Below are 23,002 nucleotides of genomic sequence, written 5' to 3'. Positions count from 1 at the left end.
CATCGAACTGAGCACCCAGTCAGCTAACGGGCGAGCCGGCATTTGATAATTGTTTGCATTTGAACGTCAAGGCACTTAAGGATTGAAATGAAGTTTCTCTGCCCCTCCTCTAGCCTCGCGCCAGACAGCAGCCTCGGTTTTGAAATCGATGGTTGCAAATTATTCGCGGTACGCCGGGACGGCATTGCCTACTTCTATATCAACCGCTGCCCTCATCGCGGCATACCGCTTGAATGGCAACCCGATAAGTTCCTCGACGAGAGCGCCAGCCTGATCCAATGCGCCACCCACGGCGCTCTGTTCCTGATCGAAAGCGGTGAGTGCATTGCCGGGCCGTGCTCCGGTAAAAGCCTCCAAGCCCTGCGCGGCCGCGAAGACGAACAGGGCCTGTGGGTAGAGCTCTAATCGAGCAGCACGTCCAACCGGCGATCCACGCAAATTTCCTCGGACGTCACGCGCACGCCGTACGCCAATACTTCCACTCCAGCAGCTTTAGCCTCACGCAAGGCAGCGCCATAGAAAGCATCGATTTCCAAAGCTGGGCGCACGGCGTCAATCCCAGAGAGGTTGACGCAGTACAACTGCACCGCTCGCACACCTTCGCGCGCCAAGTGGGCCAGCTCCCGCAGATGCTTGGCGCCACGCTGGGTCACTGCGTCGGGGAAGGCGGCAACCCGGGTGTTATCAAAGCCTAGGGTGACGCTTTTGACTTCGACATAGGCCGCACCCTCTGGATACTCCAGCCGAAAGTCGATACGGCTTTTCTCCTGACCGTAAGGCACTTCGCGCTTCAGTGCGGTAAAGCCATTGAGCTCCGTGATCACACCAGCCAGTAACGCCTCTTCGACCAACTGATTGGCGCGCGCCGTGTTCACGCACGCCAAGCGGCCCTGAGGCGTTTCGGCAATCTCCCAGGTGCCGGGCAGCTTACGCTTGGGGTCGTTGGAGCGACTGAACCAAACTTGCCCGCCTTCCACCATGCAATTGAGCATGGAACCGGTGTTTGGGCAGTGAATAGTCAACAACTCGCCGGTAACAGTTTCGATATCGGTGAGAAAACGCTTGTATCGGCGAATCAGTCGACCTTCTTCGAGGGGAGGATAAAAGCGCATCAGCCTTGCCAGCTCCGCAAGCCACGGGCGATGCGTTCCACCGCTTCCTGTAACCGATCGAGGTTTTGCGTGTAGGCAAAACGCACATGATGGCCCGCTTGATAGCGACCAAAATCCAAGCCGGGCGTAAACGCAACATGCTCGGTTTCGAGAAAGTGCCGGCAAAACGCGAAGGCATCACCGCCGAATGCGCTGATATCGGCGTACAAATAGAACGCCCCTTCCGGCTCTACGGCAATGCCAAAGCCCAATTCGCGTAAGGCGGGCAGCAGGAAGTCGCGACGACGGCCAAACTCGGCACGACGCTCCTCCAGAATGCTCAGTGTTTGCGGGGTAAAACAGGCGAGCGCCGCATATTGGGCCATGCTCGGCGCACTGATATAAAGGTTTTGCGCCAGCTTCTCCAATTCACTCACTGCAGCCGGCGGCGCCACGAGCCAACCCAGCCGCCAGCCGGTCATGCCGAAATACTTCGAAAAACTATTCAGAACGAAGGCGTCATCATCGACCTCCAGCACGCTGGCGGCATCAGTGCCGTAGGTTAGGCCGTGATAGATCTCATCCACCACCAAATGGCCGTTACGCGCCTTGATTGCTTCGGAAAGCCCGGCTAATTCATCGCGCGTGAGGATCGTGCCGGTGGGATTTGCAGGGGAGGCAACCAACGCGCCCACGCTGTCTTGATCCCAGTATCTGGCCACTAGGTCAGCGGTCAGTTGATAACGCACTTCAGGGCCTACCGGCACCAGTTGCGCGGCGCCTTCCACCAAGCGCAGGAAGTGTCGGTTACAGGGATAACCCGGGTCTGCCAGCAGCCAATGCTTGCCTGGGTCCACCAGCAGGCTGCTGGCCAGCAACAACGCGCCAGAACCTCCCGGAGTGATCAGAATACGCTCGGGATCTACATTCAACCCGTAGCGCTGCTGGTAGAAACCGCTGATGGCTTCACGCAATTCTGGCAGGCCTCGGGCTGCGGTATAGCGAGTCTTGCCATTGGCGAGCGCCGCCTGACCGGCCTGGATGATCGGCTCCGCCGTTGTGAAATCGGGCTCGCCGATTTCCAGGTGAATCACGTCATTGCCGGCGGCCTGCAGCTCATTGGCCCGCGCCAGCAACGCCATGACATGAAAAGGTTCGATGGCGCGACTGCGCGCACTGTAGGGCTGAGCCATTAGCCTTCCTTAACGGTGAGGATAAAATCGGGATTCTACCGAACCCGCGCGGTAAAACATGTTCTATTGCCTGCCCGGCCACCTGTGCGGTGCGGGCAAGCGCGCGCAAAACGACTAAAATCAACATTCGAGCCGAAACATACCCAGCCACGACGGGCCTCTGCAGTTTGCAACCCCGACGCGACAGGCTCGACAACCGGGAGTGGCGCACCCCGAATCTATCTGGTAAGTTCGCCCGCTTGCAGCCGCAGGGCCGGCAGGTGTCGGTGACGTTGCAATCCTGCGCAATGGATTAGAAGAGTGAGAGGCGGTCTATTCATGTCCACCCAAGCAAAGCAACAGCAGACTCAAGGCCTCAATGGCTTCGAACCTTACGTAGAGAAGAAAGGTGAGGAGTACATGGGCGAGCCCATGCGTGAGCACTTCACCAAGATCCTGAGCAAGTGGAAACAGGACTTGATGCAGGAGGTCGACCGTACCGTTGACCATATGAAGGACGAAGCAGCCAACTTCCCTGACCCGGCCGACCGTGCCAGCCAGGAAGAAGAGTTCGCCCTTGAACTGCGCGCCCGTGATCGCGAGCGCAAGTTGATCAAGAAGATCGACAAGACACTGCAACTGATCAAAGACGAAGAGTACGGCTGGTGCGAAAACTGCGGGGTCGAGATCGGTATTCGCCGCCTGGAAGCCCGCCCAACCGCGGACCTGTGCGTAGACTGCAAGACCTTGGCTGAAATCAAGGAAAAACAGGTCGGCAAGTAATCCTGTCGAGCTGAACGAATGGAGCGTGTAAACGCTCCATTTTTGTTTCTGGCGTTTACCGATTTTCCAGTAGTATCCGGCCCATGACAGCCTCTACCTATATCGGGCGATTCGCCCCCACGCCCAGCGGCCATTTGCACTTCGGCTCCCTGGTCGCCGCCCTCGCCTCCTACCTTGATGCCCGCGCCAACCACGGCCGCTGGCTGATGCGAATGGAAGACCTCGACCCACCCCGCGAAGAGCCCGGTGCACAGGCGGCGATCCTGCATGCCCTGGAAAGCTATGGCTTTGAGTGGGACGGCGAACTGGTCCGACAAAGCGAGCGGCACGAGGCCTACGCCAAAGTGCTGAACGACATGTTCAACCACGGCCTAGCCTACGCCTGCACCTGCTCACGCAAGCAACTGGAACCCTACAATGGGATTTACCCAGGCTTGTGCCGCAACGCCGGTCACGAGCAGCAAGATGCAGCCATCCGCTTACGTGTACCTGAGCTTTCGTACCACTTTACTGACCGTGTGCAGGGTGAGTTCCGACAACACCTGGGGCGCGAAGCAGGCGATTTCGTCATCCGACGCCGCGACGGCCTCTATGCCTACCAACTGGCCGTGGTCCTGGATGACGCCTGGCAAGGTGTTACCGATATTGTGCGGGGTGCCGATTTGCTCGACTCCACCCCGCGCCAACTGTATCTGCAAGAACTGCTGGGCCTACGCCAACCGCGCTACCTGCACGTGCCCCTGATCATCCAGCCGGACGGTAACAAACTGGGTAAGTCTTACCGTTCGCCGCCGTTGACGCCCGACCAGGCCACACCTTTGCTATTGAGAGCACTACGCGCCCTTGGCCAACAACCCGGCAGCGAATTGCTTCACGCGAGCCCTAGGGAACTGCTGGATTGGGGCATTCGGCACTGGGATGCCACACAGATCCCGCGCACACTCACCCTGGCCGAAGCGCAATTGAACTGACGGCGCTTGCAGCTTGCCAAGCATCCGTTACCATCGCCGCAGTTTTCTAATCAGAGGCCAACATGTACATCTATCGATTGGTCCTGCTGTTGGTCGTCGGGATCTACCTGTTTTCTCCCGCCATCATGGATTGGTGGATCGATGCCACGGGCGCTTGGTATCGCCCTTATCTGCTGTGGCTGATCCTGATCGTCGTGACCTTCATCCTGCAGAGCCAAAAAGATGCCGATGAGCTTTAGCCTCACTCAGATGCTGCTGATCAGCGCCGCCTACCTGGCCGCGCTGTTCGGGGTTGCCTGGATCAGTGAGCGCGGAATGATTCCGCGGGCGATCATTCGCCATCCGTTGACCTACACCTTGTCCCTGGGCGTATACGCCAGCGCCTGGGCGTTCTATGGCACCGTGGGCCTGGCTTATCAGTACGGTTACGGCTTTCTCTCCAGCTACCTTGGGGTATCCGGCGCGTTTTTGCTGGCGCCGGTATTGCTGTACCCGATCCTCAAAATCACCCGCACCTATCAGCTGTCGTCCCTGGCCGACCTGTTCGCCTTCCGCTTCCGCAGCACATGGGCCGGGGCCTTGACCACGGTGTTCATGCTGATCGGCGTGCTGCCCCTGCTGGCTCTGCAAATCCAGGCGGTGGCCGACTCCATCAGTATCCTCACCCGTGAGCCGGTACAGCATCGGGTGGCTCTGGCGTTCTGTGCACTGATCTCCCTGTTCACCATCTTTTTCGGCTCACGCCATATCGCCACCCGCGAGAAACACGAAGGCCTGGTGTTTGCGATTGCTTTCGAGTCGGTGATCAAGTTGATCGCCATCGGCGGCGTCGGCCTCTATGCGCTGTATGGTGTGTTCGACGGTCCGCAACAGCTGGAACTGTGGTTGCTTCAAAACCAGACCGCCCTCGCCGCCCTGCACACTCCGTTGCAGGAAGGTCCATGGCGCACGCTGTTGCTGGTGTTCTTCGCCTCGGCGATCGTAATGCCGCACATGTATCACATGACCTTTACCGAGAACCTCAACCCGCGCTCGCTGGTAAGCGCCAGCTGGGGCTTGCCGCTGTTCCTGCTGTTGATGAGCCTCGCGGTGCCGCTGATCCTGTGGGCCGGCCTGAAACTGGGGGCCACCACCAACCCCGAGTATTTCACCCTGGGTATCGGTATCGCCGCCAATAGCCCTGCGTTGGCGCTGCTGGCTTACGTCGGCGGTTTGTCTGCTGCCAGCGGGCTGATTATCGTCACGACGCTGGCTCTATCGGGCATGGCCCTCAATCACCTGGTGCTGCCGCTGTACCAGCCACCGGCCGAAGGCAATATCTACCGCTGGCTGAAGTGGACCCGCCGCGCGCTGATCGTCGCAATCATCATGGCCGGTTACTGTTTCTACCTGCTGCTCGGCGCCGGGCAAGACCTGGCCAACCTGGGTATCGTCGCGTTTGTCGCCACCTTGCAGTTCCTGCCGGGGGTACTGTCGGTGCTGTACTGGCCGACGGCCAATCGCCGAGGTTTTATCGCGGGTCTGCTCGCCGGGATCCTGGTGTGGATCGTCACCATGCTGTTACCGCTGGTCGGCAACCTGCAGGGCTTCTACATCCCGCTGCTAAACATGATTTACGTGTTGGACGACACCAGTTGGCACATGGCCGCGATTGCTTCTTTGGCCGCCAACGTCCTGATGTTCACCCTGATCTCACTGTTCACCAATGTCAGCCCAGAAGAAACCAGCGCCGCCGAGGCTTGCGCGGTGGATAACGTACGTCGCCCGCAACGCCGCGAACTGCACGCGGCATCGCCCCAGGAGTTCGCCACCCAACTGGCCAAGCCCCTGGGCGCCAAGGCCGCGCAAAAGGAAGTCGAGCAGGCGCTGCGCGACCTCTACTTGCCGTTCGACGAGCGCCGACCGTATGCGCTACGCCGTCTGCGTGACCGCATTGAGGCGAACCTGTCTGGCCTGATGGGCCCCAGCGTGTCCCAGGACATGGTAGAGACGTTTTTGCCCTATAAAGCCGGTGGCGAAAACTACGTCACCGAAGACATCCATTTCATCGAGAGCCGGCTGGAGGATTACCACTCCCGCCTCACCGGCCTTGCCGCCGAGCTTGATGCCCTGCGCCGCTACCATCGCCAGACGCTGCAAGAGTTGCCCATGGGCGTGTGCTCCCTGGCCAAGGATCAGGAGATCCTGATGTGGAACAAAGCCATGGAAGAACTCACCGGTATCGCCGCGCAACGCGTGGTGGGTTCGCGCCTCAACACACTCGGCGATCCGTGGAAAGAATTGCTGCAGGGTTTTATTAACCTGCCCGACGAACACTTGCACAAGCAGCACCTGGCCCTCGACGGTCAGACCCGTTGGCTCAACCTGCACAAAGCGGCCATCGATGAGCCACTGGCCCCCGGTAACAGCGGCTTGGTGCTGTTGGTGGAAGACCTGACCGAAACCCAGATGCTCGAAGACAAGCTGGTGCACTCCGAGCGCCTGGCCAGTATCGGGCGCCTGGCGGCGGGGGTGGCCCACGAAATTGGCAACCCGATCACCGGTATCGCCTGTCTTGCGCAAAACCTGCGGGAAGAGCGTGAAGAAGACGGGGAAATTACCGAGATCAGCGGGCAAATTCTCGAACAGACCAAGCGCGTATCGCGAATCGTGCAGTCATTGATGAGCTTTGCCCATGCGGGCGCCCATCAGAATCAGGACGAAGCGGTCTGCCTGGCCGAAGTGGCGCAGGACGCCATTGGGTTGCTCGCCTTGAACCGGCGCAATTTCGAAGTGCAGTTTTTCAATCTGTGCGACCCCGACCATTGGGTCGATGGTGACTCACAACGCCTGGCCCAAGTACTGATCAACTTGCTGTCCAACTCCCGCGACGCGACGCCGGCCGGTGGTGCGGTACGCGTCAAGACCGAGGCTTTCGAACATACGGTCGATCTGATCGTCGAAGATGAAGGTAGCGGTATTCCACAGAACATCATGGATAGATTGTTCGAACCCTTCTTCACCACCAAGGATCCAGGTGAAGGTACAGGTCTGGGCCTTGCACTGGTCTATTCCATCGTTGAAGAGCATTATGGACAAATCACCATCGACAGCCCGGCTGACACCGAAAGCCAACGCGGCACCCGTATCCGGGTGACCTTGCCGCGTCATGTCGAAGCGACGTCCGCTGTGAACTGAGACCGTCGAGAGAATTGAATCAATGCCGCACATTTTGATCGTCGAAGACGAAACCATTATCCGCTCTGCCTTGCGTCGCCTGCTTGAACGTAACCAGTACCAAGTCAGCGAAGCCGGCTCGGTGCAGGAAGCACAAGAGCGTTTCAGCATTCCCACGTTCGACCTGATTGTCAGTGACCTGCGCCTGCCTGGCGCACCGGGCACCGAGCTGATCAAACTTGGCCAGGGCACCCCAGTGCTGATCATGACCAGCTACGCGAGCCTGCGCTCTGCGGTGGACTCCATGAAGATGGGCGCGGTGGACTACATCGCCAAACCCTTCGACCACGATGAAATGCTCCAGGCCGTCGCGCGCATCCTGCGTGACCGTCAGTCGGCCAGCAGCGCGCCGGCCGAGCAGCGCCCCGCCAGCAAAGCCGCCGACAAACCGGGCGTCGACAACAGCAATGGGGAAATCGGCATCATCGGCTCCTGCCCACCGATGCAGGACCTGTACAGCAAGATTCGCAAAGTGGCACCTACAGATTCCAATGTATTGATCCAGGGCGAGTCAGGCACCGGTAAGGAGCTGGTGGCCCGCGCCCTGCACAACCTCTCCAAGCGCGCCAAAGCACCGATGATCTCGGTGAACTGTGCGGCGATCCCCGAATCCCTGATCGAATCCGAACTGTTCGGCCACGAAAAAGGCGCGTTCACAGGCGCCAGCGCCGGACGCGCGGGCCTGGTGGAAGCGGCGGACGGTGGCACGCTGTTCCTCGATGAGATCGGCGAACTGCCGCTGGAAGCACAAGCGCGATTACTGCGCGTGTTGCAGGAAGGCGAGATTCGCCGGGTAGGTTCGGTGCAATCGCAGAAGGTCGATGTGCGTCTGATCGCGGCCACGCACCGAGACCTGAAGAGCCTGGCCAAGATCGGTCAGTTTCGTGAAGACTTGTACTACCGCCTGCATGTGATCGCGCTCAAATTGCCGGCCCTGCGTGAGCGCGGCGCCGACGTCAATGAGATAGCCAGTGCGTTCCTGCTGCGCCAGAGTGCGCGCATCAACCGTACCGACCTGAAGTTCGCGCCGGACGCCGAGCAAGCGATTCGGCATTACTCGTGGCCGGGTAACGTGCGGGAGCTGGAGAATGCGGTGGAGCGCGCGGTGATCCTGTCAGAGAGCCCAGAAATTTCCGCCGAGCTGCTGGGTATCGATATTGAACTCAGTGACTTGGAGGATGACGACTTCATCGGCCTCGCCCCGACACCGGGCGGCGGTAGCAATACCAGCCATGAGCCGACGGAAGATTTGTCACTGGAAGACTACTTCCAGCATTTCGTCCTTGAGCATCAGGACCACATGACCGAGACCGAACTGGCACGCAAACTGGGCGTGAGCCGTAAATGCCTGTGGGAACGGCGCCAGCGCCTGGGTATTCCACGACGCAAGACCGGTGTGGCCAGCGAAAGCTGAGGGTGCGCCCCCTTAGGTAACACCCAATGATGTGAAAAAACTGTTACCGCTGATTTTTTGCGTAACAAAAGCCGGGGCTTACGGTAACGAAGCCCCGGCTTTTTTTGGTCCGTCAAAAACCCGAAAACCCCTCAACCCCCCGGTTTTACTAGGCACTGCAAAAGTTGGCACGCACCCTGCTATATGCTTAGTACAAAAACAATAACAAGCTTTGTACAAGACAATAAAAATAAGACGAATCGACTCACGCATAATAAAAACAACACGGCGGAGGCGCAGCTAACTGATTCTTTTGGAGAGGCGTTGCATTTGGGGCTTGCCCCGCAACCAGGCCGAGAACAACAAAAACTGCCCTAAGGCAGAGCCTGAACTGGTTGGATCATAGATCAGCAACACAGCGACCAAAGCAATCCGTTTGCTCTTGACTCCCGATTGGGAGTGTCATGAAGGTGAAGCTTCGTGGCGAGGGCGATCAACAAAAACAAGAAGCCCGCAACCAATAATAAAAATAGAGCACGCAACTACTTCTGGGGGAGCTTCGGCTCCCCTTGTAGTTTCTGGAATTTGGTGCTCAAAGGCTTGCGGCGCAATGCCTGTAGCTTGTTCCTACACCATCCCCTGACTAAATGCTAGAATCCCGACCCATCATGCGGTCATTCTTCGTTATGGCCGAACATTCCTTCAAACAGTGCATCCCATGCTGAAGAAGTTGTTCCAGTCATTCCGTTCTCCCTTGCGTCGTACGCAACACATTCGCAGCACGCCTGAAGTGCTTAACAGCAATCAGCATTCATTGCAGCGCGCTCAGTTCAGCCGTTATGCGGTGAACATCGTCGAACGTTTGCAGAACGCCGGCTACCAGGCTTATCTGGTGGGTGGGTGCGTACGCGACATGCTGCTCAATATCACGCCCAAGGACTTCGACGTCGCCACCAGCGCCACGCCCGAGCAGGTCCGCGCCGAGTTTCGCAATGCGCGCATCATCGGTCGGCGTTTCAAGTTGGTGCACATCCACTTTGGTCGCGAAATCATTGAAGTCGCGACATTCCGCGCCGGTCATCCGCAAAACGATGAAGAGGAAGATACCAATCAGTCTTCCCGCAACGAGAGCGGGCGCATTCTGCGCGACAACGTCTATGGCACTCTTGAAGAAGACGCGCAACGCCGCGACTTCACCATCAATGCCCTGTATTACGACCCGGTCAGCGAGCGCATCCTCGATTACGCCAATGGCGTACACGACATCCGCAACAACCTGATTCGCCTCATCGGCGACCCAACACAGCGCTATCAGGAAGACCCGGTGCGCATGCTGCGGGCCGTGCGTTTTGCCGCCAAGCTCAACTTTGGTATCGAGAAACACACCGCCGCGCCGATTCGGGAACTGGCACCAATGCTGCGGGAAATCCCTTCGGCACGTCTGTTCGAAGAAGTGCTCAAGCTGTTCCTCTCGGGCTACGCCGCCGACACCTTCGAGATGCTCGTGGACTTGGAGCTGTTCGACCCACTGTTCCCGGCCAGCGCCGAAGCACTGGAGTACAACCCTACCTATACGCACACGCTGATCAGCGAAGCGTTGATCAACACCGACCTGCGCATCAAGCAGAACAAACCGGTCACCCCGGCGTTCCTGTTTGCCGCCCTGTTGTGGCCAGCCCTGCCAAAACGCGTACTGCGCCTGCAGGACCGTGGCATGCCGCCGATTCCGGCAATGCAGGAAGCCGCGCACGAACTGATCACCGAACAGTGCCAGCGCATCGCTATTCCGAAGCGCTTCACCATGCCGATCCGCGAAATCTGGGACATGCAGGAACGCCTGCCCCGCCGCAGCGGCAAACGCGCCGACCTGCTGCTGGACAACCCGCGTTTTCGTGCGGGCTATGACTTCCTGCTGCTGCGCGAGAGTGCCGGCGAGCAGACTGACGGCCTGGGCGAATGGTGGACCGACTACCAGGACGCCAACGACAGCCAGCGCCGCGACATGATCCGCGACCTCGGCAGCAAAGGTGATGGAGCCAGCGAAGGGCCCAAAAAGCGTCGTCGCAGCGGCAGCAAGCGCAAACGCAGCGCCGATGCCTCGGGCGCCGCTGGCGAATAAACGTGGAACGTATCTACATAGGCATGGGCAGCAACCTCGCTGCCCCGGAGCAACAATTGCGCAGCGCTGTCGAAGCGCTCGCGCGTTTGCCAGACACCACCGTCTTCGGCGTCTCTGCCTTCTATCAAAGTGACTCCCTGCTCCCGGGCCAACCGCGCTACACCAATGCGGTCGCCGCCCTGGACAGCAGCCTGGCGCCCCTGGACCTGCTGGATGCGCTGCAAGCCATCGAGAATGACCAGGGCCGCGAACGCCTTGAACGGTGGGGCCCGCGCACGCTTGACCTGGACATCTTGCTGTTTGGCGATCGCCTGATCGACGAGCCGCGTTTGAAGGTGCCGCACTACCAGATGCACCTGCGCGCATTTGTGCTCTACCCCTTGTCCGAATTCGCACCTGAGGCCCTGCAGCTACCCGATGGCAGGGCACTGCGCGATTTGCTCGAAGCCTGCCCATTCGTCGGCCTGGAACGCATTGTTTAAGCCAGCTCACACAGCTGAAACGCGTCAGTAACAGCGGTAACACCCCACGCGTAACAATGCGGTAACACATCCAATTGACTTCCCGTGTCCTCCTCACGACTATAGGCGTCCCGCTGCCGCCAACCCGGCGCTAAAGGGCGCAATCCAGGCCTTATAAGCACTGCTCTCAAGACAGTGCGCCTGTATAAACGAAGACTCACGCGCGTAACTCGCTGTTTCCAAGCGCCTGAACGAGGACCCTTTTCATGCCAGACATTACCCTGACCACCTTGCAGAGCCTCAAGCTCAAAGGTGAAAAAATCACCATGCTGACCTGCTATGACGCCACCTTCGCCCACGCCAGCTGCCAAGCCGGGGTTGAAGTGTTGCTGGTAGGCGACTCCCTGGGCATGGTTCTTCAAGGGAATGACAGCACCCTGCCCGTTACCACCGATGACCTGGCTTACCACACTGCCAGCGTCAAGCGCGGTAACGACGGCGCCTTCATCATCGCCGACCTGCCGTTCATGGATTACGCCACCACTGAGCAGACCTTCCTCAACGCAGGCAAACTGATGCGCGCCGGCGCACACATGGTCAAAGTGGAGGGCGCACTGTGGCTCGCCGAGTCGATTCGCTTGCTGGCTGAACGCGGCGTGCCGGTGTGCGCACATATGGGCCTGACGCCACAGTCGGTAAACCTTCTCGGCGGCTACAAGGTACAAGGTCGCAACGAAGCCCAGGCACGCCAGATGCGTGCCGATGCCATCGCCCTGGAACAGGCCGGCGTTGCAATGATCCTGCTTGAGTGCGTGCCCAGCGAACTCGCCGCAGAAATCACCCAAGCCGTAAAAGTGCCGGTAATCGGCATTGGCGCGGGCTCGGCCACTGATGGCCAGGTGCTGGTGCTGCACGACATGCTCGGCCTGTCGATCACGGGTCGCGTGCCGAAGTTCGTGAAGAACTTCATGACCGGCCAGGACAGCATCCACGCGGCATTGAGCGCGTACGTTACCGAAGTCAAAGGCGTGACCTTCCCAGGCGCCGAACACGGATTCTCTGCATGAACACCGTAAGAACCGTACGCGAACTACGCGCCGCCGTCGCCCACGCCCGCAAGGCGGGTAAACGCATTGGCTTCGTACCCACCATGGGCAACCTGCACAGCGGCCATGCAACCCTGGTGACGAAGGCTGTTCAGCAAGCGGACTTTGTCGTCGCGAGTATCTTCGTCAACCCGCTGCAATTTGGCGCGGGTGAAGACCTGGACAAGTATCCCCGCACCCTCGCCGCCGACCAGGAAAAGCTACTGCAAGCCGGCTGCAACCTGCTGTTCGCACCGACCGTCGAGGAAATGTACCCCGGCGGCATGACCGGCCAGACCCGCGTCAGCGTCCCGCAACTGTCCGAAGGCTTGTGCGGCGCCAGCCGTCCCGGGCATTTCGAAGGCGTGGCGACCGTGGTCAGCAAGCTGTTCAACATGGTCCAGCCGGACATGGCCGTGTTCGGTCAAAAGGATTACCAGCAACTGGCCGTGATTCGCGCCATGGTCCATGACCTGAACATGCCGATTCAGATCATCGGTGAGCCCACCGTACGCGCCGAAGATGGCCTGGCGCTGTCGTCGCGCAACGGTTTTCTCAGCGAAGAGGAACGCGGGATCGCGCCGGTGCTGTATCGCAGCCTCAGCCAGATTGCAGCAGCCATCAAGGACGGTGACCACGACTTCGCCACGCTGCGCGCCGAACAGGTCAAGCAGATCGAAGCTGCCGGGCTGCGCGTGGATTACCTCGAAGTGCGCCAGGGCGTGCATCTGCGCCCGGCAACCCCTGAGGACAAGGACATCGTGATCCTGGTGGCAGCCTTCCTGGGCACGACTCGGTTGATCGACAACCTGCATCTGAGCCTCAATTAAACCTCGCTGAACACCCCGCCTGTTGCCCTGCTCGCTGTGCCGGTATAAAAAAGTACCGGCCACAGCGCAGACAAAGCCAAGACATATCGACACGCTAGGTTTAATGTAATCGCCCGGCGCTATAGTTAGCGCTGTCTGGAACCCAATGCTTGAGATAAGACTGGATGTTCCGGGCTATGAAGTGTCCTAAAGGCAGTCCCCGTAATAAAAGGAAACCCGCAGCGATGGCGTACTACCGCACCCCTCATGACGTTACCGCTCTGCCCGCCTGGCAAGCGCTCAATCAACATCGCCAAGCCATGCAGGATTTCAGCATGCGTGAAGCGTTCAATGCCGATCCTCAGCGTTTTTCCCAATTCACCTTGAGCAGCTGCGGACTTTTCCTCGATTACTCGAAAAACCTGATCACCAGCGAAACCCGCGACCTGCTGGTGGGTCTGGCCAAGGAAGTCGGCCTCAAGGACGCGATCAACTCGCTCTACGCTGGCGAACCGGTCAACTCGTCAGAAGGCCGCCCGGCCCTGCACACCGCCTTGCGCCGCCCAGTGGGTGACAAGCTGTCGGTCAATGGCGTGAACATCATGCCGGACGTGCACAAGGTGCTGAACCAGATCACCGACCTGGTCGGCCGCATCCACGACGGCCTGTGGCGCGGCTACACCGAAAAGCCGATCACCGACGTGGTGAACATCGGCATCGGTGGCTCGTTCCTCGGCCCGGAGCTGGTCTCCGAAGCGCTGTTGTCCTACGCCCACAAAGGCGTGCGCTGCCATTACCTGGCGAACATCGATGGCAGCGAGTTCCACGAGCTGACCATGAAGCTGCGCGCCGAAACCACGCTATTCATCGTTTCGTCGAAGTCCTTCAACACCCTCGAAACCCTGAAAAACGCCCAGGCCGCACGTGCCTGGTACTTGGCCCAAGGTGGCTCGGAAGCTGAGCTGTATCGCCACTTCATCGCCGTGTCGAGCAACAACGCGGCAGCCGTGGCCTTCGGTATTCGCGAAGAAAACATCTTCCCGATGTGGGACTGGGTCGGCGGCCGCTACTCGTTGTGGTCTGCCATCGGCTTGCCAATCGCACTGGCCATCGGCATGTCCAACTTCAAGGAACTGCTGTCCGGTGCCTACACCATGGACCAGCATTTCCAGAACGCGCCATTCGAACAAAACATGCCAGTGCTGCTTGGCCTGCTGGGCGTGTGGTACGGCAACTTCTGGGGTGCGCAGAGCCACGCGATCCTGCCGTACGACCACTATCTGCGTAACATCACCAAGCACTTGCAACAGCTGGACATGGAATCCAACGGCAAGAGCGTGCGCCAGGACGGCAAACCGGTGTCCACCGACACCGGCCCAGTGATCTGGGGTGGCGTCGGTTGCAACGGTCAGCATGCTTACCACCAGTTGCTGCACCAAGGCACCCAACTGATCCCGGCCGACTTCATCGTGCCGATCGTCAGCTTCAACCCGGTGTCCGACCACCATCAGTGGCTGTACGCCAACTGCCTGTCCCAAAGCCAGGCACTGATGCTCGGCAAGACCCGCAGCGAAGCTGAATCCGAGCTGCGCGACAAGGGTATCCCGGAAGACGAAGTGCAGAAGCTGGCCCCGCACAAGGTGATCCCGGGCAACCGTCCGAGCAACACCCTGGTGGTGGAGCGCATCAGCCCGCGTCGCCTCGGCGCGCTGGTTGCCATGTATGAGCACAAAGTGTTCGTACAAAGCGTGATCTGGGGCATCAACGCGTTCGACCAATGGGGCGTTGAACTGGGTAAAGAGCTCGGCAAAGGCGTCTACAACCGTCTGACCGGCGCCGAAGAAACCTTGGCTGAGGACGCTTCGACCCAGGGTCTGATCAACTACTTCCGCGGCCGTCACCGCGGCTGATGCAGGTATAGCAAGGCCAACGTCCTTTTGGACGTTGGCCTTGAACCCTCTCCACACAGGGTGCATCTTTATGACTTGTCGCAAAAACAAGAATAAGGATCGCTCATGTTCGATATCAGCACGTTTCCCATCGCCGATGCCGTCCGCCGGGCTGCGCAACTCAGTCAAGAGGACTATCACCGCCTCTATCGCCAATCCATCGAACAGCCGGACACCTTCTGGGCTGAACAGGCCAAGAGCTTTCTCGACTGGATGACCCCATGGCACACCGTTCAACACTCGGACATCAACACTGGCGCCGCCCAATGGTTTGCCGGTGGCCAACTGAACGTCAGCTACAACTGCATTGATCGTCACCTGGTGCAACGCGCCGATCAGCCGGCCTTCATCTGGGAGGGCGATGATCCGACAAAGTCTTCCAACATCACTTACCGCCAACTCCATCAAAACGTCTGCCGCCTGGCCAACGTGCTGAAAAGCCGTGGCGTGAAGAAAGGTGACCGGGTGTGCATCTACATGCCGATGATCCCGGAAGCGGCCTACGCCATGCTGGCCTGCACGCGGATTGGCGCGGTGCACTCGGTCGTGTTTGGTGGTTTTTCGCCGGACGCCCTGCGCGACCGCATTCTCGACGCCGATTGCCGTACCGTGATCACCGCCGATGAGGGCGTGCGCGGCGGCAAGCCCGTCGCTTTGAAACAGAATGTCGACAAGACCCTGGCCAGTTGCCCGAATGTCAGCACCGTCTTGGTGGTGCAACGCACCGGTGCCGACGTGAACTGGAGCGAAGGCCGCGACCTCAAATACCAGCAGGCCGTTGACGCTGCGATCGACGATTGCCCGCCAGAGCCGATGGACGCCGAAGACCCGCTGTTCATCCTCTACACCTCCGGTAGCACCGGTAAACCCAAGGGCGTGTTGCACACCACCGGCGGTTATCTGCTGCAGGCAGCGATGACCTTCAAGTACGTACTCGACTACCGTGACGGCGAGGTGTTCTGGTGCACCGCCGATGTGGGCTGGGTCACCGGCCATAGCTATATCGTGTATGGCCCGCTGGCCAATGGCGCGACCTCGCTGATGTTCGAGGGCGTGCCGAGCTACCCGGACAGCTCGCGGTTCTGGCAGGTGATCGATAAACACCAGGTGAATATTTTCTACACCGCGCCTACAGCCTTGCGCGCGTTGATGCGTGAGGGCCACGGACCACTGGAAAGCACCTCCCGCGCCAGCCTGCGTTTATTGGGCAGCGTGGGCGAGCCGATCAACCCGGAAGCCTGGGACTGGTACTTCAACGCCGTGGGCGAACAACGCTGCCCGATTGTGGATACCTGGTGGCAAACCGAGACCGGCGGCATCATGCTCAGCCCGTTAGTCAGCGCCCAGCGGATCAAGCCGGGCTGCGCGACCCAACCGATGTTTGGTGTGCAACCGGTGTTGCTGGATGAGCAAGGCAAGGTCATCACCGGTGCCGGCAGCGGCGTACTCGCCATTAAATCAAGCTGGCCGGGACAGATCCGCAGCGTGTACGGCGACCCGCAGCGCATGATTGACACCTATTTCAAACCCTACCCCGGTTACTACTTCACCGGAGATGGCGCGCGCCGCGATGAAGACGGCGACTACTGGATCACCGGGCGTATCGACGATGTGATCAACGTGTCCGGCCACCGTATCGGTACCGCCGAGGTGGAAAGTGCGCTGGTGTTGCATGACCAAGTGGCCGAGGCCGCTGTGGTGGGCTACCCCCACGACGTCAAGGGCCAGGGCATCTACGCCTTCGTCACGCCCATGAACGGTGTGGAACCCAGCGATGCGCTGAAAAAACACCTGCTTGAGCTGGTCAGCAAGGAAATCGGCAGCTTTGCCAAGCCGGAACTGATCCAATGGGCACCGGCCCTGCCGAAAACCCGCTCAGGCAAGATCATGCGCCGGATCTTGCGCAAGATCGCCTGCAACGAACTCGACAGTCTTGGTGATACCTCGACCCTGGCCGACCCCAGCGTCGTGGACGGCCTGATCGACAAACGCCTGAACCGCTAGGAAAACCTGAGCCGCCATGGAATTTATCCGCAGCCGTATCGAAACCCAGCTGATGAGCCTCACCGGCTTGTCACTGGGGCAACTGGACCTGGAAAACCCCAAGGGCGATCCCGGCCTGTTCGGGCCAGACTCGGTCAGTTGGCAAGTCCATGGTGACTTCAGCAGCATGCTGATCGGCGGCATCAGCGCATTGATGCTGCAAGCCTTGCACCCACTGGCCCTGGCCGGCGTTTGGGACCATTCGAACTTTCGCCAGGACATGCTCGGGCGCCTGCGGCGTACCTCGCAGTTCATTTCAGGTACTACCTTTGGTTCGCGCAAAGACGCCGACTGGCTGATCGAAAAAGTGCGCACCATCCACCTGCAGGTGGTCGGGCATGCGCCGGATGGACGGCCTTATTCGGCGAGCGATCCCGAGCTACTGACTTGGGTGCATGTAGCCGAGGTGAGCAACTTTATGGCCGCTCACTTGCGCTATCGCAACCCGACTCTGTCTAGCCGCGATCAAGATCGTTACTACAGCGAAATCGCCCTGGTGGCGGAGCGCTTGGGGGCGCGGCATGTACCGCGCTCGCGGCAGGAAATTTCCGATTATCTGGAGCGTATCCGTCCGCAATTGCTGTGTGACGAACGCAGCCGCGAAGTACTGCGCCTGCTGCTGAACGCCCCCTCGCCCAGTACTTTAGCCAAGCCGTTTGGCGTCTTGATGATGCAGGCCGGGATCGATCTGCTGCCAGACTGGGCCAGCACCATGCTCGATCAGCATCAGAACCCGCTGCAACGCCAGATGATCCGTGCAGGGGTCAAGCGTAGCGCGCCGTTATTGCGCTGGGCGATGCGCAATGGCTCGGTGCAACGGGCACACAGGCGGATGGGGTTGGTGTAGGCAAGGCACCATAGCTGTTAAACTTCGCGCCCTCATTTACAGCCAGGCGCGCTCCATGTCTCCCTTGAATCAGGCGCTGCGCGCCGCCCTCGATCATCGCCAAGACCTGATCAACGAGCTGCATGCCCAGGGCACCGATTGCTATCGCCTGTTCCACGGCAGCCAGGAGGGCGCCGGCGGCCTGACCATTGACCGTTATGGCCCACAGTTGCTGGTGCAAAGCTTCCACCAGTCGCTGGAAACCACAGACCTGCTGGACCTGCATCAACTGATCAACCAGTACCTGGGCCTGGAGTTGCTGCTCGTGTACAACGACCGCTCCCGCGGCAACTCGCGGATCGACCGCGAAGACACGGTATACCGAGCCGAACCCGCAGCACTGGAAGACATGGTCGGGCACGAATGGGGCCTCAATTACCGTGTTCGCGGGCGCCATGCCGGGCAGGATCCGTTGCTGTTCCTCGATCTGCGCAATACCCGCGGCTGGGTCAAAGATCACAGCGCCGGTAAAAGCGTACTGAACCTGTTTGCCTACACCTGCGGCGTGGGCCTGAGCGCCGCCGCTGGCGGCGCGCGTGAGGTGTGCAATTTGGACTTCGCGGAAGGCAACCTGGCGGTCGGGCGTGAAAACGGCCAGCTCAACCCACAGTTGCCGAGCATGGAGTTCGTGCAGTCGGACTACTTTCCGGCGATTCGCCAACTGGCCGGCCTGCCGATCACCCAGCGGCGCGGGCAGAAACTGCCGAGCTACCCGCGTCTTGAACAGCGCCAATATGACTTGGTGCTGCTCGATCCTCCGGCCTGGGCCAAGAGCGCGTTCGGCACCGTCGACCTGTTGCGCGACTACCAGAGCCTGCTCAAGCCCGCACTTCTCGCGACTGCCGACAACGGTGTGCTGATCTGCTGCAACAACCTGGCAAAGGTCAGCATGGAGGATTGGCGCGAGCAGGTCCTGCGATGCGCGGAGAAAGCCGGTCGCCCAGTGCGCGACTGGCAAATCATGACGCCGGGTGCGGATTTTCCCTCACAGGATCAGCAGCCCCCCTTGAAAACGCTGATACTCCAGCTGTAGGAAGCGTCCCAACGCCCCGGCTCTTCGGAACCGAAAACCCGTGCCATACTCCAAGGCACTCCTGTTCGATATAGATGGCGCCGCCCCATGCCCAAAGGATTGATTCGCGCCACTGGCGCCTTGTTGACCGCCCTTGCCCTGTACAGTTTGCTGGGCTTTTTGATTCTGCCGGGCATCGCCCTTCGCGTTGCCAACCAACAATTGGCCCATTACGCCACGGTGCCGGCGCGGCTTGAGCGCATTGAACTCAATCCCTTCAGCCTGGAAGTCACCGCATGGGGCTTGAAGATTGGCGAACCCGGCAAGGAACAGGTGGGTTTCGAGCGCCTTTACGCCAATCTTCAGATTGACAGCCTGTGGACCCGGGCACTGCATTTGGCCGATGTGCAAATGGATCAGCCTAAGACGGAGCTGCTGTTCGACAAGTCTGGCCAATTGAACCTGGCGCAGTTGTTCAAGCTCCCTGCGAGCGACCCCTCCCCTGCCGCCCCCGATGCCAAGCCGTTCCCACTGCGTATCGACAGCATCAAGCTGGCAGGCGGCTATGTGCACTTTCAAGATCTGCGCCCCAGCGAACCTATCGAATTTCTCTACAACAAACTCGACTTCGAGCTGAAAAACCTCAGCACCTTGCCTGAAGACAACGCCGATATGACTCTGGTCGCGGCAGGCCCTGAAGGTGGTCAAATTGATTGGAAAGGCAACTTCAGCCTGGTGCCGATCACGTCCGAAGGTACGCTAAAGGTCACTGACGGCAAGATGAAAGCCTGGTGGCCATATGTGCGTGACGCGCTCCCCCTGGTACTCGAAGACGGTGTGCTCAATTTCAGCACCGACTACAAATTCAGCCTGGCCAAAGAAACCGAACTGAACTTGACCAACACCGCCGCCAGCATCGCGCCGTTCGCTCTAAAGGCACCGGATGGCCGCCCGCTGGTGCGCCTGGAACGCCTGGACGTCAGCGAGACCACAGTGGACCTCGCCAAGCAGCAAGTGTTGGTCGGCAAGATCCGCAGTAATAAGCTGGAAACCTGGGCTGCTCGTGAGGCCGATGGGCAATTGGACTGGCAGAAACTGTTCGCCAGCCAACCGAGCAAACCAGCCAAGGCGCCGGAGCCTGCCACTGCGCCAGCTACAGCCGACTCTCCAAAGCCTGCCCCGACGGCGCCAAGCAAGCCTTGGCAAGTGCTGCTCAAAGACGTGCAACTGCGCAACTATCAAGTACATCTGGCCGACCGTCAGGCCAAACCTGCGGTAGCGCTGGAGCTGGGCCCGTTGAATGTGGATGTACAGAATTTCGACAGCCTCAACCAGAGCCCCTTTAACCTCAAGGTCGACAGCGGCCTGGGCAAGCAAGGCAAGATTCAGGCAACGGGCGTGGTCAACCTCAACCCAGTCAGCGCCAAGCTGAAGGTCACCACCAAAGATATTGACCTACGGGTTGCCCAGTCCTATATCAGCCCATTTATCCGTTTGGAGCTGCGTAGCGGCATGCTCGGCAGTGACCTCGACGTGAACCTGAAGAGCACCGAGCCCCTGGCGCTGCAGATTACCGGCCGAGCGCAGGTCGACCAGTTGCATACCCTGGACACCCTCAAGACACGTGACTTCCTGAAATGGCAGCGTCTGGTCGTCGAGGGCCTGAACTACCAGCACGGCGACAGCCTGTCGATCGACAAGGTCAACCTGCTGCAGCCATATGCGCGGTTCATGATCAACGATGACCGCACCACCAACGTCGATGACCTGCTGATCCCGCAGCCGGCCGACAGTGGCGCCAAGTCGGCCCCCAAGCCTGCGGCGAGCAAAGATAAACCCCTGGGCATTCGTATCGGGCAGATTGCGATCAACGATGGCTCGGCCAACTTTGCCGACTTCAGCCTGACACCCAACTTCGCCACTGCCATCCAACAGCTCAACGGCCAGATCGGCACGATTGACAGCCGTCAGGCCAAACCAGCCAGCGTCGACATCAAGGGCAAGGTGGACCGTTACGCGCCAGTGACGATCAAAGGCAGCGTGAACCCGTTCGATCCGATGGCGGCGCTGGATATCGCCACCAGCTTCAAGCGTGTCGAGCTGACGACCCTGACGCCCTACTCAGGCAAGTTCGCGGGTTTCCGTATCCGCAAGGGACGCCTCAACCTCGACCTGCACTATGTGATCACCAAGGGCCATCTGAAGGCCGAGAACAAAGTGGTAGTCGAGCAACTGCAACTGGGTGAGAAGGTCGACAGCGCCGATGCCGTGGACTTGCCGATTCGCTTGGCAATCGCCCTGCTTAAAGACACTGACGGCAAGATCTCCATCGAACTGCCGGTGACCGGTGACCTGAATAACCCGCAATTCAGCGTGATGCCGATTGTTTGGCAGACCCTGCGTAACCTGGTGGTGCGTGCAGCGACCGCACCGTTCAAGTTCATCGGCGGGCTGGTCACCGGCGGCGGAGCGGAAGATCTGAGCAACGTGTCCTTCGCTGCCGGCTCAAGTGAGTTGAACAAAGACGCCGAAAGCGCGCTAAACACCCTGGCCAAAGCGCTGAAGGAACGCCCTGCCCTACGCCTGGAAATTGAAGGCACGGCCGCTGCCAGCAGCGATGGCCCCTTCCTCGCAGCGCAACGTCTGGAACGTGAATACCAGTACAACTATTACAAAATCCTGCAGCGCCGTGGCGACAAGGTTCCGGCCCAGGCGTCCTTGCTGGAAGTCCCGGAAAGCGAAAAAGCGCCATTGCTCGAAGGCATCTACCGCATCCGCGTGAAACAACAGCCACCGGCGGAGTGGAAAGACCTGAGCCGCGATGACCGCACGGCCAAGCTGCGTGACGGCGTGATCAAGTTCTGGAGCAACAGCGACGTGCTACTGCGCCAACTCGGTCAGGACCGCGCAAGCACCATCAAGGACTACTTGGTGGATAAGGGCCAGTTGGAAGACGACCGCGTGTACTTCATTGACGCCCACCTGGGACAGGCGGAGAAAGATGGTCGCGTTGTAACGCCTATGCATCTGGATGCTGAATAACCAACGGCACCAGAAATAGAACAGGCCCCGACACAAGTGCCGGGGCCTGTAATGACCACATCCATATGGTCAGTCGCATGAACCTTAGAGGTGCATTTGAGTGGATATCTAACTCACTCGTGGCCGCCGCTTAATTCAAACGAACTGTCGAGCGTTACTCTGCTTTCAGGCCGTCGGCCGATACAGCTTTAACGCCTTTGATTTTCTTGGTGATTGCTACGGCGGTGGCTTTCTGTGCGTCGGTAACAGCTACAGTCGACGACAGGGAAACAACGCCTTTGTTAGTTTCGACTTTGATGTCGGTGCCAGGAATACCTTTCTCGGTAACCAGGTCAGCTTTTACCTTGGTGGTGATCCAAGTGTCGCTGGTGGTTTCTTTGGCGTCATGAGCTGCGCCTTTGGTTTTATCGATACCGTCTGCTTTGGTAGCACCGCCAGCCATCAGGCCATCAGCGGAAACAGCGGTTACGCCTTTAATCTTTTTGGTGATCGAGACAGCAGTAGCTTTCTGTGCGTCAGAGATAGCGACTGTCGAGGACAGGGAAACCACGCCTTTGTTGGTTTCAACCTTGATGTCCGAACCAGGAATGCCCTTCTCGGTCAGCAGGTCGGATTTAACTTTGGTGGTGATCCAAGTATCCGAAACGCTTTCCTTAGCCTTGGTAGCTTCGCCAGCCGCCAACGTCATAGGGGCTTGGGAAGTCTGAGCAAAGGCTACGTTAGCACCCATGGCCAGAGTCAGAGCGGTAGCAGTAGCGAGAGCGAACTTCTTCATACGAGTAACTCCTGTTTTATTAAAAGTCTGCAGTACGTAAACCTTGATGCTGCAGCGTTAACAGGGATATTGCAGGCAGTGTGCCAAGTCGAAGCCCTAAATTAAACCCTTATAAAACAATAGCTTAACAATAATGCTAATTTCCGGAATCGTGCAACTTGCATGAAGCCCATCATGCCTGCATGCAAGTTGCGG

The 23,002-nt window shown here is 59.3% G+C and carries 18 protein-coding genes; 15 read left to right on the top strand and 3 right to left on the bottom strand.

Annotation, left to right across the window (positions count from 1 at the left end; translation table 11 throughout):
• Window positions 1-87: 87 nt before the first annotated feature.
• Window positions 88-405, top strand: a complete 318-nt coding sequence (locus BW43_RS22950) for a Rieske 2Fe-2S domain-containing protein (protein WP_032884749.1) — start codon at window positions 88-90, stop codon at window positions 403-405.
• Here BW43_RS22950 and sfsA read toward each other — a convergent pair.
• Entirely contained in the window at window positions 402-1,112 is a 711-nt protein-coding gene (gene sfsA, locus BW43_RS22955; protein ID WP_032884747.1) for a DNA/RNA nuclease SfsA, read from the bottom strand. The two genes, BW43_RS22950 and sfsA, sit on opposite strands and share 4 nt — an antisense overlap.
• Window positions 1,112-2,284, bottom strand: coding sequence for a pyridoxal phosphate-dependent aminotransferase (locus BW43_RS22960; protein WP_032884745.1), 1,173 nt, complete (start codon window positions 2,282-2,284; stop codon window positions 1,112-1,114). Before BW43_RS22960 ends, sfsA begins: the two co-directional genes overlap by 1 nt.
• A gap of 318 nt (window positions 2,285-2,602) precedes the next feature.
• On the opposite strand from BW43_RS22960, the gene dksA reads away from it, so the two are divergent.
• The 14 genes from dksA (at window position 2,603) to BW43_RS23030 (ending at window position 22,032) form a co-directional block, all read left to right on the top strand.
• Window positions 2,603-3,046: an RNA polymerase-binding protein DksA gene (gene dksA / locus BW43_RS22965; RefSeq protein ID WP_032884743.1), complete on the top strand. Its 444-nt coding sequence runs from the start codon at window positions 2,603-2,605 to the stop codon at window positions 3,044-3,046.
• A gap of 83 nt (window positions 3,047-3,129) precedes the next feature.
• Window positions 3,130-4,017, top strand: coding sequence for a tRNA glutamyl-Q(34) synthetase GluQRS (gluQRS, locus tag BW43_RS22970; RefSeq protein WP_032884742.1), 888 nt, complete (start codon window positions 3,130-3,132; stop codon window positions 4,015-4,017).
• A gap of 62 nt (window positions 4,018-4,079) precedes the next feature.
• On the top strand, window positions 4,080-4,256 hold the full coding sequence (locus tag BW43_RS28725; RefSeq protein ID WP_003176118.1) for a hypothetical protein: 177 nt from the start codon (window positions 4,080-4,082) through the stop codon (window positions 4,254-4,256).
• Complete coding sequence (locus BW43_RS22980; protein ID WP_163033263.1) at window positions 4,240-7,194, top strand: sensor histidine kinase; 2,955 nt, start codon at window positions 4,240-4,242, stop codon at window positions 7,192-7,194. Before BW43_RS28725 ends, BW43_RS22980 begins: the two co-directional genes overlap by 17 nt.
• Window positions 7,195-7,216: 22 nt before the next feature.
• On the top strand, window positions 7,217-8,647 hold the full coding sequence (locus tag BW43_RS22985; protein WP_032884739.1) for a sigma-54 dependent transcriptional regulator: 1,431 nt from the start codon (window positions 7,217-7,219) through the stop codon (window positions 8,645-8,647).
• Between the two features lie 697 nt (window positions 8,648-9,344).
• The gene (locus BW43_RS22990) at window positions 9,345-10,745 is read left to right on the top strand and encodes a polynucleotide adenylyltransferase PcnB (protein WP_032884738.1); all 1,401 of its coding nucleotides are present in this window, start codon (window positions 9,345-9,347) and stop codon (window positions 10,743-10,745) included.
• A 2-nt stretch (window positions 10,746-10,747) separates the two neighbouring features.
• On the top strand, window positions 10,748-11,227 hold the full coding sequence (gene folK, locus BW43_RS22995; RefSeq protein WP_032884736.1) for a 2-amino-4-hydroxy-6-hydroxymethyldihydropteridine diphosphokinase: 480 nt from the start codon (window positions 10,748-10,750) through the stop codon (window positions 11,225-11,227).
• A gap of 245 nt (window positions 11,228-11,472) precedes the next feature.
• On the top strand, window positions 11,473-12,273 hold the full coding sequence (gene panB / locus BW43_RS23000) for a 3-methyl-2-oxobutanoate hydroxymethyltransferase (protein ID WP_032884735.1): 801 nt from the start codon (window positions 11,473-11,475) through the stop codon (window positions 12,271-12,273).
• Window positions 12,270-13,121, top strand: coding sequence for a pantoate--beta-alanine ligase (panC, locus tag BW43_RS23005; protein ID WP_032884733.1), 852 nt, complete (start codon window positions 12,270-12,272; stop codon window positions 13,119-13,121). The genes panB and panC overlap by 4 nt, the downstream gene beginning before the upstream one ends.
• A gap of 224 nt (window positions 13,122-13,345) precedes the next feature.
• Window positions 13,346-15,010, top strand: a complete 1,665-nt coding sequence (gene pgi, locus BW43_RS23010) for a glucose-6-phosphate isomerase (protein ID WP_032884731.1) — start codon at window positions 13,346-13,348, stop codon at window positions 15,008-15,010.
• 105 nt (window positions 15,011-15,115) lie between these two features.
• Window positions 15,116-17,053, top strand: coding sequence for an acetate--CoA ligase (gene acs / locus BW43_RS23015; RefSeq protein ID WP_032884730.1), 1,938 nt, complete (start codon window positions 15,116-15,118; stop codon window positions 17,051-17,053).
• Between the two features lie 16 nt (window positions 17,054-17,069).
• Entirely contained in the window at window positions 17,070-17,939 is an 870-nt protein-coding gene (locus BW43_RS23020) for an oxygenase MpaB family protein (protein WP_032884728.1), read from the top strand.
• A gap of 55 nt (window positions 17,940-17,994) precedes the next feature.
• Window positions 17,995-19,011 (top strand): class I SAM-dependent rRNA methyltransferase, encoded by a 1,017-nt coding sequence (locus BW43_RS23025; RefSeq protein WP_032884726.1) that lies wholly within the window; start codon window positions 17,995-17,997, stop codon window positions 19,009-19,011.
• Window positions 19,012-19,098: 87 nt separating this feature from the next.
• Complete coding sequence (locus BW43_RS23030; protein ID WP_032884724.1) at window positions 19,099-22,032, top strand: DUF748 domain-containing protein; 2,934 nt, start codon at window positions 19,099-19,101, stop codon at window positions 22,030-22,032.
• 154 nt (window positions 22,033-22,186) lie between these two features.
• On the opposite strand, the gene BW43_RS23035 is transcribed toward BW43_RS23030, so the two are convergent.
• Window positions 22,187-22,807, bottom strand: coding sequence for a BON domain-containing protein (locus BW43_RS23035; RefSeq protein ID WP_032884723.1), 621 nt, complete (start codon window positions 22,805-22,807; stop codon window positions 22,187-22,189).
• Between the last annotated feature and the right edge of the window lie 195 nt (window positions 22,808-23,002).

It is taken from the genome of Pseudomonas sp. RIT357, from assembly GCF_000632245.1.
In the GTDB taxonomy this organism is placed as follows: domain Bacteria; phylum Pseudomonadota; class Gammaproteobacteria; order Pseudomonadales; family Pseudomonadaceae; genus Aquipseudomonas; species Aquipseudomonas sivasensis.
Note: the sequence above shows the minus strand (reverse complement) of the source record. Positions and strands in the feature narration are given on the sequence as shown.